Source organism: Pseudomonas sp. 1 (genome assembly GCF_056626735.1).
Genome location: NZ_JBWXMQ010000024.1, coordinates 11791 through 26748, shown reverse-complemented (window position 1 = coordinate 26748; position 14958 = coordinate 11791). Strand labels below are relative to the sequence as shown.

General features: G+C 60.5%; 10 protein-coding genes and 1 pseudogene. 6 read left to right on the top strand and 5 right to left on the bottom strand.

From position 1 onward, the window contains the following. Positions 1–113: 113 nt before the first annotated feature. Positions 114–1169, bottom strand: coding sequence for a HEAT repeat domain-containing protein (locus tag AC1MDC_RS26425; protein WP_480394029.1), 1056 nt, complete (start codon positions 1167–1169; stop codon positions 114–116). A 192-nt stretch (positions 1170–1361) separates the two neighbouring features. Between AC1MDC_RS26425 and AC1MDC_RS26420 the strand changes: the two genes are divergently transcribed. From AC1MDC_RS26420 to AC1MDC_RS26410, 3 genes are read left to right on the top strand one after another with little or no spacing between them, the layout of a single operon-like run. Continuing rightward, positions 1362–3497 carry an FUSC family protein gene (locus AC1MDC_RS26420; protein WP_480394028.1) on the top strand — a complete coding sequence of 712 codons (2136 nt, stop codon included), beginning with the start codon at positions 1362–1364 and terminating at the stop codon, positions 3495–3497. Next, positions 3487–3687, top strand: a complete 201-nt coding sequence (locus AC1MDC_RS26415) for a DUF1656 domain-containing protein (RefSeq protein WP_085696223.1) — start codon at positions 3487–3489, stop codon at positions 3685–3687. The genes AC1MDC_RS26420 and AC1MDC_RS26415 overlap by 11 nt, the downstream gene beginning before the upstream one ends. A gap of 4 nt (positions 3688–3691) precedes the next feature. Beyond that, the gene (locus AC1MDC_RS26410; RefSeq protein ID WP_085696222.1) at positions 3692–4672 is read left to right on the top strand and encodes an HlyD family secretion protein; all 981 of its coding nucleotides are present in this window, start codon (positions 3692–3694) and stop codon (positions 4670–4672) included. 58 nt (positions 4673–4730) lie between these two features. On the opposite strand, the gene AC1MDC_RS26405 is transcribed toward AC1MDC_RS26410, so the two are convergent. The 4 genes and pseudogenes from AC1MDC_RS26405 to AC1MDC_RS26390 all read right to left on the bottom strand — a co-directional run. Next, positions 4731–6152 (bottom strand): efflux transporter outer membrane subunit, encoded by a 1422-nt coding sequence (locus tag AC1MDC_RS26405; RefSeq protein WP_085703015.1) that lies wholly within the window; start codon positions 6150–6152, stop codon positions 4731–4733. Continuing rightward, positions 6149–9340 carry an efflux RND transporter permease subunit gene (locus tag AC1MDC_RS26400; protein ID WP_480394027.1) on the bottom strand — a complete coding sequence of 1064 codons (3192 nt, stop codon included), beginning with the start codon at positions 9338–9340 and terminating at the stop codon, positions 6149–6151. Before AC1MDC_RS26400 ends, AC1MDC_RS26405 begins: the two co-directional genes overlap by 4 nt. A 15-nt stretch (positions 9341–9355) precedes the next feature. Beyond that, a complete protein-coding gene (mexE, locus tag AC1MDC_RS26395; protein ID WP_085703014.1) occupies positions 9356–10609 on the bottom strand; it encodes a multidrug efflux RND transporter periplasmic adaptor subunit MexE in 1254 nt (417 codons plus the stop codon). A gap of 272 nt (positions 10610–10881) precedes the next feature. Further along, positions 10882–11046, bottom strand: a pseudogene (locus tag AC1MDC_RS26390) (helix-turn-helix domain-containing protein); the annotation flags it as partial. A gap of 77 nt (positions 11047–11123) precedes the next feature. Here AC1MDC_RS26390 and AC1MDC_RS26385 point away from each other — a divergent pair. The 3 genes from AC1MDC_RS26385 to AC1MDC_RS26375 all read left to right on the top strand — a co-directional run bounded on the left by AC1MDC_RS26385 (position 11124) and on the right by AC1MDC_RS26375 (position 14958). Further along, positions 11124–13106 (top strand): FUSC family protein, encoded by a 1983-nt coding sequence (locus AC1MDC_RS26385; RefSeq protein WP_085703010.1) that lies wholly within the window; start codon positions 11124–11126, stop codon positions 13104–13106. Between the two features lie 42 nt (positions 13107–13148). After that, positions 13149–14066: a transcriptional regulator GcvA gene (gene gcvA, locus AC1MDC_RS26380; RefSeq protein WP_480394026.1), complete on the top strand. Its 918-nt coding sequence runs from the start codon at positions 13149–13151 to the stop codon at positions 14064–14066. 64 nt (positions 14067–14130) lie between these two features. Beyond that, on the top strand, positions 14131–14958 hold the full coding sequence (locus AC1MDC_RS26375) for an EamA family transporter (protein ID WP_227235507.1): 828 nt from the start codon (positions 14131–14133) through the stop codon (positions 14956–14958).

Genomic DNA, 14958 nt, shown 5'->3' with positions numbered 1-14958 from the left:
ACTAGGAGAAACCAGGCAGCGGGCGCCGGACGCCGTTTGGCACTGCCTGATTTACATGACCTTATGCCGAGACGGCGGTTCCAAGTTTCTTGCAGGATGTGTCGAGAAGACCGCTAGAGTCCTTGCTGCAACGAAGGGTCGTCCGGGTTCATCTGCTCAAGCTGGGCCAGCAGAATCTGTACGTTCTGTAACTGGCCGCTCTCTTTCCAGTAACTGATCAGCAGCACCCGCGCCTTGCGATCAGCCGGGTGGCGCTGGACGATTTCCTGCAACTGCTTTTGCGCCGCTTCCAGTTCTTCGGCGCTGTGCAGGGTGGTGGCGAGGTCGTAGCGGTAGTCCTTGTTGTCAGGCTCCAGCTCCACGGCTTTGGACAGACCGAGCAGGGCGTACTCGCGCTGATCGTGGTGCAACAGCCAGAGTCCCAGCGCATGTTGCAGATAAGCCGAGTCGGGTTGGGCCTTCAATTGTCGAGCGAGCAATTGCCGCGCGGCGTCGCTCTGGCCCTGGCGGTCGAGCACTTCAATCTGCATCACCAGCGCCGGCAAGTTCCCGGGGTCCAGGCGCAAGGTCTGCTCCAACGCTTCCTGTGCCTGTTTCAGCTCGGCGTTGTGCAGATACAGGCGCGCCAGTTGCACGTAGTTGGCCGCGCTTTGCGGCTGGCTCTTGAGCGCCTGCTCCCACGCGTCGATGCCTTGCTGGAGCGGGGCGAAATACAGGCCCAGTTGATCCGGAGACAAGCCGAGCAGGGCGTTGATCGCCGCGAAGCGGACAGTTTGGTCTTCATCCTCAAGCAATGGCCCCAGCAGAAGGCTGCGCTGTCCGCCCGGCACCAGACCGGTCACGCTTTTGATCGCTGCCAGCCGAACGTCCGGCGATGCGTTTTGCAGATCGGCATCCGCCAGCTTCAAGGCCTGCGGGCTCGGGTAATTGGGTAGTTCGGCATGCAGCCACACACGCCGCTTGACCGACAGATCCGGACGCCCCAGTTGCTGATACAAAACTCGCGCGGCACCCGGCTGCCCGGCACGAGCGGCAGCCAGCGCTTCACTGTACCCATGCCTGATCGCTTCCGGCACCACGGGCGCGGTACTGCGCAATGACAGCCAGGCCACGATGAAGACCAGCACGAGGCCGAGGCTGACGAGCAAATAGCGGCGAGACTGAGGCATGCGGATTTCCGAAACTTTCGTTTTGTAGCGGAGGTCGCAAGCTTCTGTCAGCTCGCGCCGTGAGTCAAACTCTCTGCCGGATATGGCCTGCTACAGGCGTTGAATCGCCCTACAGCTTTTGTCGACCCTGTTAGTCGTCATGCCCTCCATGCAGTGTCTACGCTTGCAGAAGTTGTTTCGAAGAGGCTACCCATGCAATCCCTGCTTGTTTATTTCAAGGCGGTGATCCACCCCAGCCAGGCAGTGCTGCTGTTTGGTTTGCGCACCATTGCCGCCGGATTGCTGACCTTGTACCTGGCGTTCCTGTTCGATCTGGACCAGCCGAAATGGTCGATCATGGCCGTGGTGATCATCAGCCAGCCACTGGCCGGGATGGCGCTGGCACGCAGCTTCGGACAAATCATCGGGACGACCCTCGGCGCGGCAGTGGCAGTGCTACTGATGGCGATTTTTCCCCAGGCGCCGTTGCCGTTCATCACGACCCTGGCGCTGTGGCTGGCCCTGTGCACGGCCGGCGGCACGTTGTTGCGCTACACCAGCTCGCAGGCGTTCGTGCTCAGTGGGTATACCGCCGTGGTGGTGGCGCTGCTGGCGCTTCCGGATCAGGACGGCACTTTCCTGCTGGCGGTGACCCGGGTTACCGAAACCTTGCTGGCGGTGGCGTGCGTATGCGTGGTCAGCCTGCTGACGGCGCGGCCCGAGGCGGTATCACGCAACTATTTCGCGAAGGTCGATCAGGTGATCAGGTTGGTCGCCAGTCATTCGGCTGCCGTCCTTAGGACAGAAGAAAGCGAAGCGGACTTTCAGCGCCGGCAAATGCAGTTGCTGGGGGAGATCAGTGCGCTTGAAGGGCTGCGCCGGCATTTGTACTTCGATGCCCCGCGCCTGCGCAGTGCCAACAATCTGGTGCTGTTGCTGGGCAATCAACTGATGTTGCTGACCTCGCGCCTGACCGCGTTGCGTCACCAGCGGGAATTGCTCACCGAACGCTGGGAGGGCGATCTGCCGCTGGACATCCAGCAATTGCGCGCCGAGGAGCTGGCATTGCTTGATCAGCTCGCAGAACAAGGGCGCTCCTTACCGGCCGAGGTTCGTCATCAGTTCGTCGCGCTGCAACAGCAATTCGAAGCGCTCGCCTACAAGGCCGAACAGCTGACGGAAGACATGAGTGCAACCCTGCGCTCGCTGGCCTGGGCATTGCGTTGGGAACAGGCGCGGCTGTTGCAGCAACTGGAGCAGATTCTCGAATTGAGCGATGCGATACAGGAAGGGCGGGAAGCCAGCTGCATGTTCCGTGGCCAATCCAATCCCTTGCATCTGGATTTCACGCTCGCGACGATGAACGCCATCCGCGCCTTCAGCGCATTGCTGGTGGCCGGGCTGATCTGGATCGAAACCGCCTGGGACGGCGCGCGGGGCGGGATGATCCTGGTGGGAATCCTGTGTTCGTTGATGGCGACGTTCCCGCGACCTCTGATCGCCGCGCAGAGCTACGCCCGAGGGCTGGGACTGGCACTGGTGGTGTCGGCGTTCTATCAGTTCATGCTGGTCCCGACGATCAGTGATTTTGAAATGTTGGCCTTGATGCTCGCGCCGTTGCTGTATGTGATCGCGGTCGGACTGTCCAGCCCGGCCACCGCCGGTATCGGCATGGGGCTGGGGCTGTCGAGTTTTTTGATGCTCGGTCCGCAGAACGTCGGTACCGGGCAGAACACCGCCATTCAATGGTTCGAATTTGCCGGGGCCTACGTCAGTGCGGCGATGTTGGCATTGATTGTCTATGCCTGGATTTTCCCGTTCCGTCCGGCCCTGCGCATCCGGCGCTTCTACAACGAGGCAAGGGAGCAGGTCTACGAACTGATCAAGAGTCCGGCCACCGACGAACAGCAATTTGCTTTCGAAAGCCGTATGGTCGATCGCCTGACCTCGATGCTGGGCGTGTTGCCGGCGGCCAATGATCGGGACATGCAGCGTCTGTATGAAATCAGTCTCGGCTGTGTGGCGCTGGGCGTGGCCATGCACCAGCTCAGGCAACAGGCGCAAAACAACACATTGCTCACCGACGCTTTTGGTCGACAGCTGGCGACGGCATTGCGTCAGACCGGTCGTTTTGTCGCGGGCCGACCCGATGTGCCCCTGACGCCGTTGCTGACTACGCTGCATGCGCTTGGCGATGAGCTGGATGCCTTGCATGTCGCCACCCATGAACACTTGTGGTCGGTGTTTCGCATGCGTGTGGCCCTGTTGATCGTGGTGTCGTTTCTGGAGCGACACGGCGAGCATTTGCAGCCCCACCGTTCTGAAGGAGAGCCCGTCCTTGCCCATTGATTTCGAGATTGGCGGCGTTTACCTGCCTCCCATCGCCCAGGCCCTGTTGCTGGCCATACCGGTTTTTTTATTTCTCGACTGGGGTTTGCGCCGGCTCGGCGTCCTGCGTTTTGTCTGGCACGAGGCGCTGTTCGAAGGCGCTCTGTATGCCTGTGTGTGCGCCACACTGATTCTGCTGATGGGAGCCTGAAACCTTGAAGACCTTGCTCACTCGATTGACGACATTGGCGGTGGTACTGCTGGCGATCGTGCTCGGCTGGTTTGCCTGGGAGCATTACACCCGGGCCCCATGGACGCGGGATGCGCGGGTGAGGGCGGATGTGGTGACGCTATCGGCCGATGTTTCGGGCCGCATCGTCACGCTGGCGGTGCAGGACAACCAGCATGTCGACAAGGGGCAGTTGTTGCTGGAGATCGACCCGGCTCGCTACAGCCTCGCCGTCGAGCATGCGAAGCGCTCGGTGGAGGTTGCCAGGGCCACGCTCGGGCAGTCGCAAGCGGCCATTGTTGCCAGCGAAGCGTTGCTCAAACAGCGCCAGAGCGAAGAGCGCCGGCGACGTACGCTCAAGCAAGGGTTTGCGATTTCAGGGGAGGAGTGGGAGAAGTCGAGCACTGACGTAGCGGTGGCCCAAGCGGATCTGTTACGCAATCAGGCGAATCTCGGTCTGGCCGAAGCCAACGTGCAACTGGCGATTGCGGCATTGACCCAGGCTGAACTGGATTTGCAACGCACCCGTGTCGAAGCGCCGGTCAGCGGTTATGTCACCAACCTGCTGACCCGTCAGGGGGATTACGCGGTGGCCGGCGGCGCCTTGCTGGCGCTGGTGGACAGCGGCTCGTTTTATGTCAGCGGCTATTTCGAGGAAACCAAGCTGCCACGCATCGAGGAGGGCGACCGGGTGCGGATAGAATTGATGAGCGGGGAAAAATTCGGCGGCACCGTGCAAAGCATTGCCTTCGCCATTGCTGACCGGGAAAACGCGCCGGGCAGTCGATTGCTGGCCAACATCAACCCCAGCTACACCTGGGTGAAACTGGCGCAACGGGTGCCGGTGCGGATCGGCATCGATCCCGATTACGCAGGCAAGAACCGACTGAGAGCCGGCACCACCGCGACGGTCACCGTTCTGGAGAACACTGAAGGACAGGCGCAAAAAAGCCCCGCGACCGAATGATACGCGGGGCAAAAAATTGGTTGGTTGCGGCCAACCAAAGGAGCTCTTTAAAAAACGATTACTTGCTCGCGACCGTCTCTGGCTGCCAGCCGCCACCGAGGGCCTTGTAGATCGCAACGATGCCGCGATACAGGTCCACTTCGGCCTGGGCCTGGCTGTCTTCGGCATTCAGACGTTCACGCTGGGCGTCGAGCAATACCAGGAAATCGGTGGTGCCTTCGCGGTAGCGAATCTCGGCGAGGTCGGCAGCCTTGCGGCTCGATTCGCTCTGACGGATCAGCGAAATAAGACGTTGCTGACGTTTGCCGTAATCGCTGAAGGCGTTTTCCGACTCTTCCAGGGCCAGCAGCACTTGCTGCTCGTAGGTGGCCAGCGCGCCTTCGGCATCGGCATCGGCGCCACGCAGGCGGGCCCGCACGCTGCCAAGGTCAAACGCTGCCCAGGTGATGCTCGGACCCAGTGCCCAGGCATTGGCCGCCGAGGAACCGATCTGCGAACCACGCCCGGCCGTCCAGCCGAGGAAACCGCTGAGGCTGACCCGAGGGAACAGGTCGGCCTTGGCCACACCGATACGCGCAGTGGCCGAAGCCAGTTTGCGTTCGGCGCTGAGGATGTCCGGGCGACGTTGCAGCAGTTCGCCCGGATCACCGATCGGCAAGGCCTTGGCAATCGCCGGCAGGTCTTTCGGACTCAGGTCGACGGTCAGTTTGTCCGGACGCTCACCCAACAGGGTGGCGATGCGGTTTTTCTGCCGTACCTGTTCTGCCTGCAGTTGCGGCACGCTGGCCTCGACTGACGCCAGCCGTGCATCGGCCCGTTCCACATCGAGCTGATCGCCAACGCCGGCGTCACGCAGGCTGATGGTGATCTTGCGCGACTCCTGCTGGTTGTTCAGGTTGGCCAGGGCGATCTTTTCCCGCAGCTGGGCACCGCGCAGTTGACCATAAGCATCCACCAGTTCGGCAATCATGGTGACTTGCAGTTGGTACAGATCGGCTTCGGCCGCCTGTTGGTCGGCGTCGCTGGCCTCCAGATTGCGCTGGATGCGTCCGAACAGGTCCAGCTCCCAAGCCATGTCCAGCCCCAGATCATAGCGTTCGCTGTTGACCCGTTTGGTGGTCTGGCCCGGGATCTGACCTTTGGCCAGATCGCTGCTGGCGCGGCTGGTGATGGTCGGCATCGCATCGTTGCTGACGTCGTCGCGGATCGCCCGGGCAGCTTTCCAGCGGGCGAACGCCACGCGCAGTTCACGGTTGCCTTGCAGCGATTGGGTCACCAACTGGTTGAGGGTCGGATCGTCGAACTGCTGCCACCAGATGCCTTCGAATTTCGAACGGTCGAAGTTCTTCTGGCCGGCAGCGCCGTCGGTGGCGGACGTGATGTTCGCCGCCTCCGTCGTCGGGGTCTTGTAGTCAGGGCCGACGGCGCAGGCACTCAGGGCCAGCACCAGCAGGCTCGGCAGGAAGACTTTCAGACTCATTGGTGCGCCTCCAGTGGCTTTTGAAGATTTTGCGCCTTGGCCGCTTTGCGAGCTTCACTGCGCTCCACGAAGTTACGGATCAGCACATAGAACACAGGGGTCAGCAGCAGACCGAAGAAGGTCACACCCAGCATCCCGGAGAACACCGCCACACCCATGGCATGACGCATCTCGGCACCGGCACCGCTGGAGAACACCAGTGGCACCACACCCATGATGAACGCGAACGAGGTCATCAGGATTGGCCGCAGACGCAGACGGCAGGCTTCCAGTACAGCGGCCAGCGGATCAAGACCTTCCTGCTGTTTGTCCTTGGCGAACTCGACGATCAGAATCGCGTTCTTACAGGCCAGACCCACCAGTACGATCAAACCGATCTGGGTGAAGATGTTGTTGTCGCCGCCAGAGATGATCACACCGGTGATGGCCGACAGCAGGGTCATCGGTACGATCAGGATCACCGCCAGTGGCAGGCTCCAGCTTTCGTATTGAGCCGCGAGCACCAGGAACGCCAGCAATACGCAGAGCGGGAACACGAACAGCGCGGTGTTGCCGGACAGAATCTGCTGGTAGGTCAGGTCGGTCCACTCGTAGGTCATGCCGTTCGGAAGTTCATCCTTGAGCAGTTTCTCGATGGCTTTTTCGGCCTGTCCGGAGCTGTAGCCCGGGGCTGCCGCACCGTTGATTTCAGCGGTGATGAAGCCGTTGTAGTGCATCACGCGATCCGGCCCCGAGGTGTCGCTGACCTTGATGAAGGTCGCCAGCGGGATCATTTCGCCTTTGTTGTTGCGTACTTTCAGCTGGCCGATCTGGTCGGACTCGAGGCGGAACTGCTGTTCAGCCTGAACGTTGACCTGATAGGTGCGACCGAAGCGGTTGAAGTCGTTGGCATACAGCGAGCCCAGGTAGATCTGCAGGGTGTCGAAGATGTCGCTGACGGCCACGCCATGGGTCTTGGCTTTTTCCCGGTCGATGGCTGCATCCACTTGCGGCACGTTCACGGTGTAGCTGGTGAACAGGTTGGCCAGTTCCGGAACGTTATGGCTCTTGGCAATAATGTTCATGGTCTCTTTGTACAGCTCTTCGTAGCCCAGGTTGCCCCGGTCTTCGATTTGCAGGCGGAAACCACCAATGGTGCCCAAACCTTGTACCGGCGGCGGTGGGAAAATCGCCATGTAGGCTTCCTGGATCCCGGCGTACTGGCCGTTCAAGGCACCGGCAATCGCACCGGCGGACATGCTCGGGTCTTTACGCTCTTCGAACGGTTTCAGGGTCACGAACACGATGCCGGCGTTCGGGCTGTTGGTGAAGCCGTTGATCGACAGGCCCGGGAACGCTACGGCGCTTTCCACGCCCGGCTGTTTCAATGCCAGGTCGGACATGCGCTTGATCACGTCTTCGGTACGATCCAGGCTTGCGGCGTCCGGAAGTTGCGCGAAGGCCACCAGATATTGCTTGTCCTGGCCAGGTACGAAACCGGTCGGTGTGCTGGAAAAACCGAAGAAGGTCAGCACCATCAGGCCTGCGTACAGGAAGAGGGCGATGCCGCTGCCACGGATGACCCGGCGCACGGTGCCGACGTAGCCATGACTGGCACGGTCGAAGAACCGGTTGAACGGACGGAACAGCCAGCCACCGAAGATCTTTTCCAGCACTCGCGAGAAACGGTCTTTCGGTGCGTCATGACTTTTCAGCAAAACAGCGGCCAGCGCTGGCGACAGGGTCAGCGAGTTGAAAGCCGAGATTACGGTCGAGATCGCAATGGTCAGTGCGAACTGCTTGTAGAACTGACCGGTGAGACCCGAGATGAATGCCGCCGGTACGAACACCGCACACAGCACCAGCGCCGTGGCAATGATCGGGCCCGTAACTTCACCCATGGCCTTTTTGGTCGCATCGAAGGGGTTGAGCCCCAGTTCAATGTTCCGCTCGACGTTCTCCACCACCACGATGGCGTCGTCCACCACAATACCGATCGCCAGTACCAGGCCGAACAGCGACAGGGCGTTGAGCGAGAAGCCGAACAGGTGCATCACCGCAAACGTACCGATCAACGATACCGGCACCGCCACCAAAGGAATGATCGACGCGCGCCAGGTCTGCAGGAACAGGATCACCACCAGAACCACGAGAATCAGTGCTTCGAAGAGGGTGTGAACCACCGCCTCGATGGAGCCGCGCACGAAGATCGTCGGGTCATAGACGATGCTGTAGTCCATGCCTTGCGGGAAGCTTTTCTTCAGTTCTTCCATCTTGCCGCGAACTTCGTTCGAGATTTCGATGGCGTTGGAACCAGGACGCTGGAAGATCGGAATTGCCACGGCCGGCTGGTTGTTCAGCAACGAACGCAGGGCGTATTGACTGGAACCCAGCTCGACGCGGGCAATGTCCTTCAGACGAGTGATTTCACCGTTGTCGCCTGCGCGAATGATGATGTTCTCGAATTCTTCCTCGGAGACCAGACGGCCCTGAGTGTTGACCGACAGCTGGAAGCTCTGGGCATTTGGGGCAGGGGGCGCGCCCAGTTGACCAGCGGCCACCTGACGGTTCTGCTCACGAATTGCGGTCACCACATCAGTGGCGGTCAGATTGCGCGAAGCAGTCTTGTTCGGGTCCAGCCATACACGCAGCGAGTAGTCGCCCATACCGAACAGCTGCACGTCACCCACGCCACCGAGGCGAGCGAGCTCGTCCTTGATGTTGAGGATTGCGTAGTTGGACAGGTACAGCATGTCGTAGCGTTTGTCTGGCGAGGTCAAGTGCACAACCATGGTCAGGTCGGGCGAAGCCTTGTCGACGGTGATACCGATGCGCGTCACTTCTTCTGGAAGCTTCGGCTCGGTCCGGGTCACGCGGTTCTGAACTTGCACCTGTGCGTTGTCCAGGTCGGTGCCTAGAGCGAAGGTGATGGTCAGGGTGATCTTGCCGTCAGCGGTGGATTGCGAGGACATGTACAGCATGTTCTCGACGCCGGTGATGGCCTGCTCCAGCGGAGCCGCCACGGTTTCACCGATGACTTTCGGGTTGGCGCCCGGGAAGTTGGCACGCACGACCACGGTCGGTGGCACGACTTCCGGGTATTCACTGATCGGCAACTGGAACAGCGAAATCGCACCGGCGATCAGAATCAACAGCGACAGTACCGCTGCGAAGATCGGCCGTGAAATGAAGAATTGGGAAAAATTCATCGAAGTTGTCGTCCCTTAACCGCGTGGGGTCGCAGCAGCCAGTTTCACAACCGAACCCGGCGCGCCTTTGGCAGGTGCGACTTTAGGCAGGTTGCTGGCTTCCAGCGCTTGTCGTTGTTGAGCGAGAGCGGCAATGGTTTGCTCGCTGGCCATGGGAATCACTTCAGGCGAAACCGGGGAGCCCGGGCGAACCCGTTGCAGCCCCTTGACGACGATCGTGTCGTCCTTGTTCAGGCCGCTGCGCACGATACGCAGGCCTTCGATCTTCGGACCGAGTTCGACGGCGCGGTAGGCGGTCTTGTTGTCGCCATCCATCACCAGCACGAACTTCTTGCCGAGGTCGGTACCGACCGCTTCGTCGTTGATCAGCATGGCGTTGTAGGTGCCGCTGCCGACCAGTTTCAAGCGTGCATACAGACCCGGGGTGTAGCTGCCGTCGCTGTTGTCGAACACCGCGCGACCACGGATGGTGCCGGTCTTCGGGTTGACCTGGTTATCGATAAAGTTCATCTGGCCCAGATGCGGGTTGCCGTCTTCATTGGACAGGCCCATGTACACCGGAGTGGTGGCGCCGCGCTGACCTTGACGGGCGAGTTGGGTGTATTTGAGGAACACACGCTCGTCGGCGTCGAAGTAGGCGTAGACCTTGTCGGTGGACACCACACTGGTCAGCGGAGTGGTGTCGGCAGTCACCAGGTTGCCGGCAGTGATCTCGGCACGGCTGACGCGACCGCTGATCGGGGCGGTGACGCGGGTGAAACTCAGGTTCAGTTTGGCCAGATCCAGCTGCGCTTGCAGGGCACCGACTGCAGCGCGTGCTTCTTGTGCAGCGCTGGTGCGCGAGTCGGCCAGTTCGGCGGAGATCGCGTTGCTGGCACGCAGTCGTTCGCCACGACCAGCTTCGTTTTCACTACGGGTGGCGTTGGCGCGGGCCTGTGCAACCAGCGCTTCGAGGCGGCGGACCTCGGCCTGGAACGGACGCGGGTCGATCTGGAACAGCAGGTCGCCTTTCTTGACCAGCGCACCTTCGGTAAAGGCGACTTCGTCGATCTGGCCGGAGACCCGCGGACGGATTTCAACGGTTTCCGGCGCTTCGAGGCGCCCGGTGAATTCGTCCCACTCGTTGACCGGTTGTTCCAGCACCTTGGCCACGCTGACTTTGGCAGCAGGCATGGTGGCGGCGGTTTCCGGTGTCTTGCCGCAGGCGCTCATCACCAGCACGGCCAACATAGCCAACGGAAAGCGCAAATGTTTGAGTGATTGTTCCATGGATGCATCCGCCAATGTATTGAAGATGGGCGGATGATGCTCGGCGGGTAGGAAGCAAACGAATCGAATGACACGAAGGTAACTATCATTCGGAATGATATAAGCCCGAGCGAAGCCCTCTAGCATGCACCTTTCGTTAGGTGGCTATCAATTTGGCTGATGACAATTCTGTGTTGCGCGATCTGCAACTGTCGCGATTGAACCTGCGCGGTGAGGATTACGCGACGATTAAATGTCCGGCAGAAGTGACCAGGCCCTGGCGCCCCTCACGCTCAACGCTCAGCCAGCGCTGATGTATGCGTACTGCGCAGATAGCGCGCGGGTGGGCTGCCCAAGGTTTTGCGAAACATGCTGATGAAGGAACTGACGGATTCGTAGCCCAACGCTTCAGCCGTCCTTTGTACGGATTTCCCCTCGGCCAGGCTTTGCAGCGCGACACCGCCAGCGTCGAAGTCACGCAGCCCGACGCGGTGAAGCGCTGGCGCCTCATCCATTGGTTGCAGGCATTCATGTGATGACCCGTCTGTTAATACGGCTGTTTGCGGCAATCCCTCGGCCCTGGGCGGCTGGCACTTTCGCCTACGTATCGCGCAGCGTCCTGGCGGCAGGATTGGCGCTGTGGCTCGGCTTTCAGCTGCATCTGGACTCGCCGTTCTCGGGCGCCTCCACGGTGTTGTTGCTGGTGCAGCCGGTACAAGGCGCGGTTCGCGGCAAGGGCTTCTACCGGATGCTGGGGACTTTGGCAGGTTTGTTCGCAGCTTGCGTCCTGACCGGGCTGTTCGCCCAACAGATGTTGCTGTTCTTGCTCGGCATCGGCCTGTGGCTGGGCTTGTGTGTGGCGGCGATGACCGTGTTGCGTCATTACCAGGCCACCGCTGCCGTCGTGGCCGGATATACCGTTTGCCTCGCATTGGGTCCCGCCATCGTCGCGCCACAAAAGGCTTTTGAGCACATCGTGACCCGTGGCACAGCGGTGGCAATCGGCGTGCTTTGCCTGAGTCTGGTGGTCACGCTGTTCAGCTCGAGGACCATGGAGTACAAAATCAGACGCACGCTCGCCGAAGTATGTGCCCGCAGTGCCAGGCTGCTTGCGATGCACCTCTCGGGCGAACAGCGCGCCGAGCGGTTTACACAGGCTCATCAGCTCGCTATCGATATCGGCAAAGTGGACGATTTGTTGGGGCTGGGACGCGGTGAGTCAGCGCTGCTTCGCGCGCGGCAATCGGCGATTCAGGCAGGGCTGGCGCATTTACACGCCGTGGTGCTCGATATGCACTACGACCGTTGCGGCATGGAAACCGAGCCGCCGTTGCTCGCCCAAACAAGTGCGGCGCTGCTCGCGCTGAGTAACCGGATAAGCGACGACTATCACGCCTGTGCCCAGACCGTGAGGCAACTGCGTGTTCAGGTGGAGGCTTGCGCGGGGGCAACCCCCGGCGTACGACCATTCTGCGAACAATTGACCGACCTGAGCGAAGCCTTGCAACACTTTTCCAGCCTCGATCACCCTCGCCGGCAACCGGTAAGGGTCGTGCGTTTCCACCGCAACTACGCCGATGCCGCACGCAACGGCTGCAGGGCACTGCTCGCCTTACTGGCCGCCGGCGCCATCTGGTATCTCAGCGGTTGGGGTCAGGGCCCCACGCTGCTAGCTGTCGTTGGGCCCTGCTGCACACTGCTGGCGACCGCTCCCGCGCCGGAACAAGGCATGGCCGGTTTTATCCGGGGTACATTTTATGCCGTGGTCGCCGCTGCGCTGTGCAAGTTTCTGCTGTTGCCGCAGATCAACGATTTCCCCCTGTTGCTGCTGATGCTGGCGGCATTCTGGTCGTTCGGGATTCATGCGACGAGTCAGCCTCGCCACGCGCTGCAAGGGGTTGCTTACCTGATCGGCTTCAACACCTTGGTGAGTACTGGCGGTACGGCGGTCTATGATTTCGCTGATTTTGCCAATCAGTCGCTCGCCTGGTTCGTGGCCATGGCCGTCTGCCTGTTGGCGTTCCAGATGATGCCGAGAGACAGAGCACGGGATGTTCAAGCACTGAAGCGCTCTATTCAAAGGGGCATCCGGTCACTGCTGCGTCGTGCAGACACTATCAATCACCCGCAATGGCAATCGAAACAGCAGCATCGAATCGTTACATTGAAGAATCTGCTTGGCACCGATATCAAGCTTGATGACCGAGCTGGATGGCTGTCGCTGCAATTGAGTAAGCAATTGAACCGAATTCAACAGTGCACGGACGAAATGGACCCTGATTCTGCCGTCGCCCAATGTGCGCGAGCCAGCATTCGGCGAATGGCTCGATGTTCGGGTGAGCCGGGGATCACTGCAGTACAGGCACGGCGCACAGCAAAAGCGATGAGCCGGCTCGGTGCGGAACATCTGGCGATTGTTTACAAAGAACTCGCCTGGCTGCTGGAGCAATACGCAATCATCGCGAGTCCCGTTACACGCAAGAAGCAACCAGCGAACCTTCGCTCTAACATGACTTGATATTCATACTTCGACGTTTGGCCAATCCCGGACCCTGTGTTTATGAGAGATCTGCCCCCGACCGCAACCTTGCGTGCTTTCGAAGTGTCTACCCGGCACCCGACTTTCACCGCCGCCGCGCAGGAATTGCATGTGACCCAAAGCGCGGTCAGCCATCAGCTCCGGCATTTGGAGGAACTTTGGGGCCTGCAGCTGTTTGAACGCGGCAAGTCGTTACGGCTTACGCCTGCGGGCGCTACCTTGGCGCCGATTGTGCGCGAGTTCTTCATGAGCCTTGAGGCGACGCTGGCTGATTTGCGGGAGCAAAAGGGCAGGGTCCGGCTCAGCGTCAGCACAACCTATTCCTTCGCGCTGAAATGGCTGCTGCCACGCTTGCCGAACCTGGCCCGCCAGCACCCGGAACTGTTGGTGTCGCTGGACACCACGGACGAGGTGATCCATTTCGCCAGCAGCGAAGCCGATGTCGCGATTCGCTTGGGCAAGGGCAATTATCCTGGTCTGTATTCGCAGTTTTTGTTCGGTGAGCAGGTTTTTCCGGTGGCCAGTCCCGAACTGCTGCAACGCGTCGGAATGCCGGGCAGTCCTGCCGACTTGTTGCAGTTGCCGCTGCTGGCTCGTGACGGCGCTGAGCTCGCGCCGAAATGGGAAGTGTGGTTCCAGTCCGTCGGGCTGGCGTTTTCGCCACTGCGGGAAAGCGTCAGGTTTGGCGACACCAATATGACGGTGGAGGCGGCTTTGCTCGGCCAGGGTATTGCTCTGGTGCGCAGTGGGCATGTCGAGAACGAAATCGGCGATGGCCGTCTGGTGCGGCTGTTCGATGTGCCGTTTCAGTCGCCGCTCGCTTATTACTTCGTTTGTCCCAAGGGCGTTGAGACGCAGCCGCACATTGAGTGTTTTCGCGAATGGTTACTCGGTGAGGCGCTGAAAGTGCAGGGCGGGCAAGTTTCAAGACATGAATAATCACTCATGGTGCAATGAGGAGTCTTCTCTGTAATCCTGCCGTTCGGGCTGCCTAAAATGGCCAATGCCTACTCATCTCGTCCTCCTTGTCCTGTTCGCCGCGCTGCTGCACGCCGGCTGGAATGCACTGTTGCGCGGCGGTGTCGATCGGCTCTGGTCGATGACGGTGATGTGCGTTGCGATTGCCACGGTTTGCGCAATTGCCGCGATGTTCATGGCAGCGCCTGCACCTCAGAGCTGGGGGTACGCGCTGCTCTCGGCATTGCTGCATGTCGGCTACAACCTGTTTCTGGTGCGCAGTTACCGGGTCGGCGATCTGGGACAGATTTATCCGATTTCGCGCGGCTCATCACCTGCGTTGATTACGCTCGGCGCCGTGTTGTTTGCCGGCGAAACCATCACCCCCGGCCAGTTGCTCGGCATTGCGCTGGTGTCAGGCGGAATCATTTCGCTGGCCTTCCGGGGACGCAGCCTGTCGGTGCCAAGCCTGCCTTATGCACTGGGAACCGGTTGCTTTATCGCGGCTTATAGCGTGATCGACGGCATTGGCGCGCGGCTTTCCGGTGCGCCGCTTGCCTACACGGTGTGGATGAGTGCCTTGTGGGGCGTGCTGATGCCGGCGGTCTACATCGGTCTGCGCGATGCCCGCAGCCTGTTTTCGATCCGGCCCGGAATGTTCGCTGCGGCAATGGGTGGGCTGGTCTCTCTGCTCGCTTATGCAATCGTAATTTACGCGATGAACGAAGCCCCGCTGGGCGCGGTGTCAGCCTTGCGTGAAACCAGCGTGCTGTTCGCGGCGTTGCTTGGCTACCTGTTCCTCGGTGAAACACTTACCGTCCGCCGGATGCTGGCCTGTGTGGTGATCGCCAGCGGCGCGATCATCATCGGCTGA

Bases quoted from the DNA above. Each gene is read 5' to 3' on its own strand.
- AC1MDC_RS26425 (WP_480394029.1), bottom strand. From the start codon at position 1,169: ATGCCTCAGTCTCGCCGCTATTTGCTCGTCAGCCTCGGCCTCGTGCTG.
- AC1MDC_RS26420 (WP_480394028.1), top strand. From the start codon at position 1,362: ATGCAATCCCTGCTTGTTTATTTCAAGGCGGTGATCCACCCCAGCCAG.
- AC1MDC_RS26405 (WP_085703015.1), bottom strand. From the start codon at position 6,152: ATGAGTCTGAAAGTCTTCCTGCCGAGCCTGCTGGTGCTGGCCCTGAGT.
- AC1MDC_RS26400 (WP_480394027.1), bottom strand. From the start codon at position 9,340: ATGAATTTTTCCCAATTCTTCATTTCACGGCCGATCTTCGCAGCGGTA.
- mexE (WP_085703014.1), bottom strand. From the start codon at position 10,609: ATGGAACAATCACTCAAACATTTGCGCTTTCCGTTGGCTATGTTGGCC.
- AC1MDC_RS26385 (WP_085703010.1), top strand. From the start codon at position 11,124: ATGACCCGTCTGTTAATACGGCTGTTTGCGGCAATCCCTCGGCCCTGG.
- gcvA (WP_480394026.1), top strand. From the start codon at position 13,149: ATGAGAGATCTGCCCCCGACCGCAACCTTGCGTGCTTTCGAAGTGTCT.
- AC1MDC_RS26375 (WP_227235507.1), top strand. From the start codon at position 14,131: ATGCCTACTCATCTCGTCCTCCTTGTCCTGTTCGCCGCGCTGCTGCAC.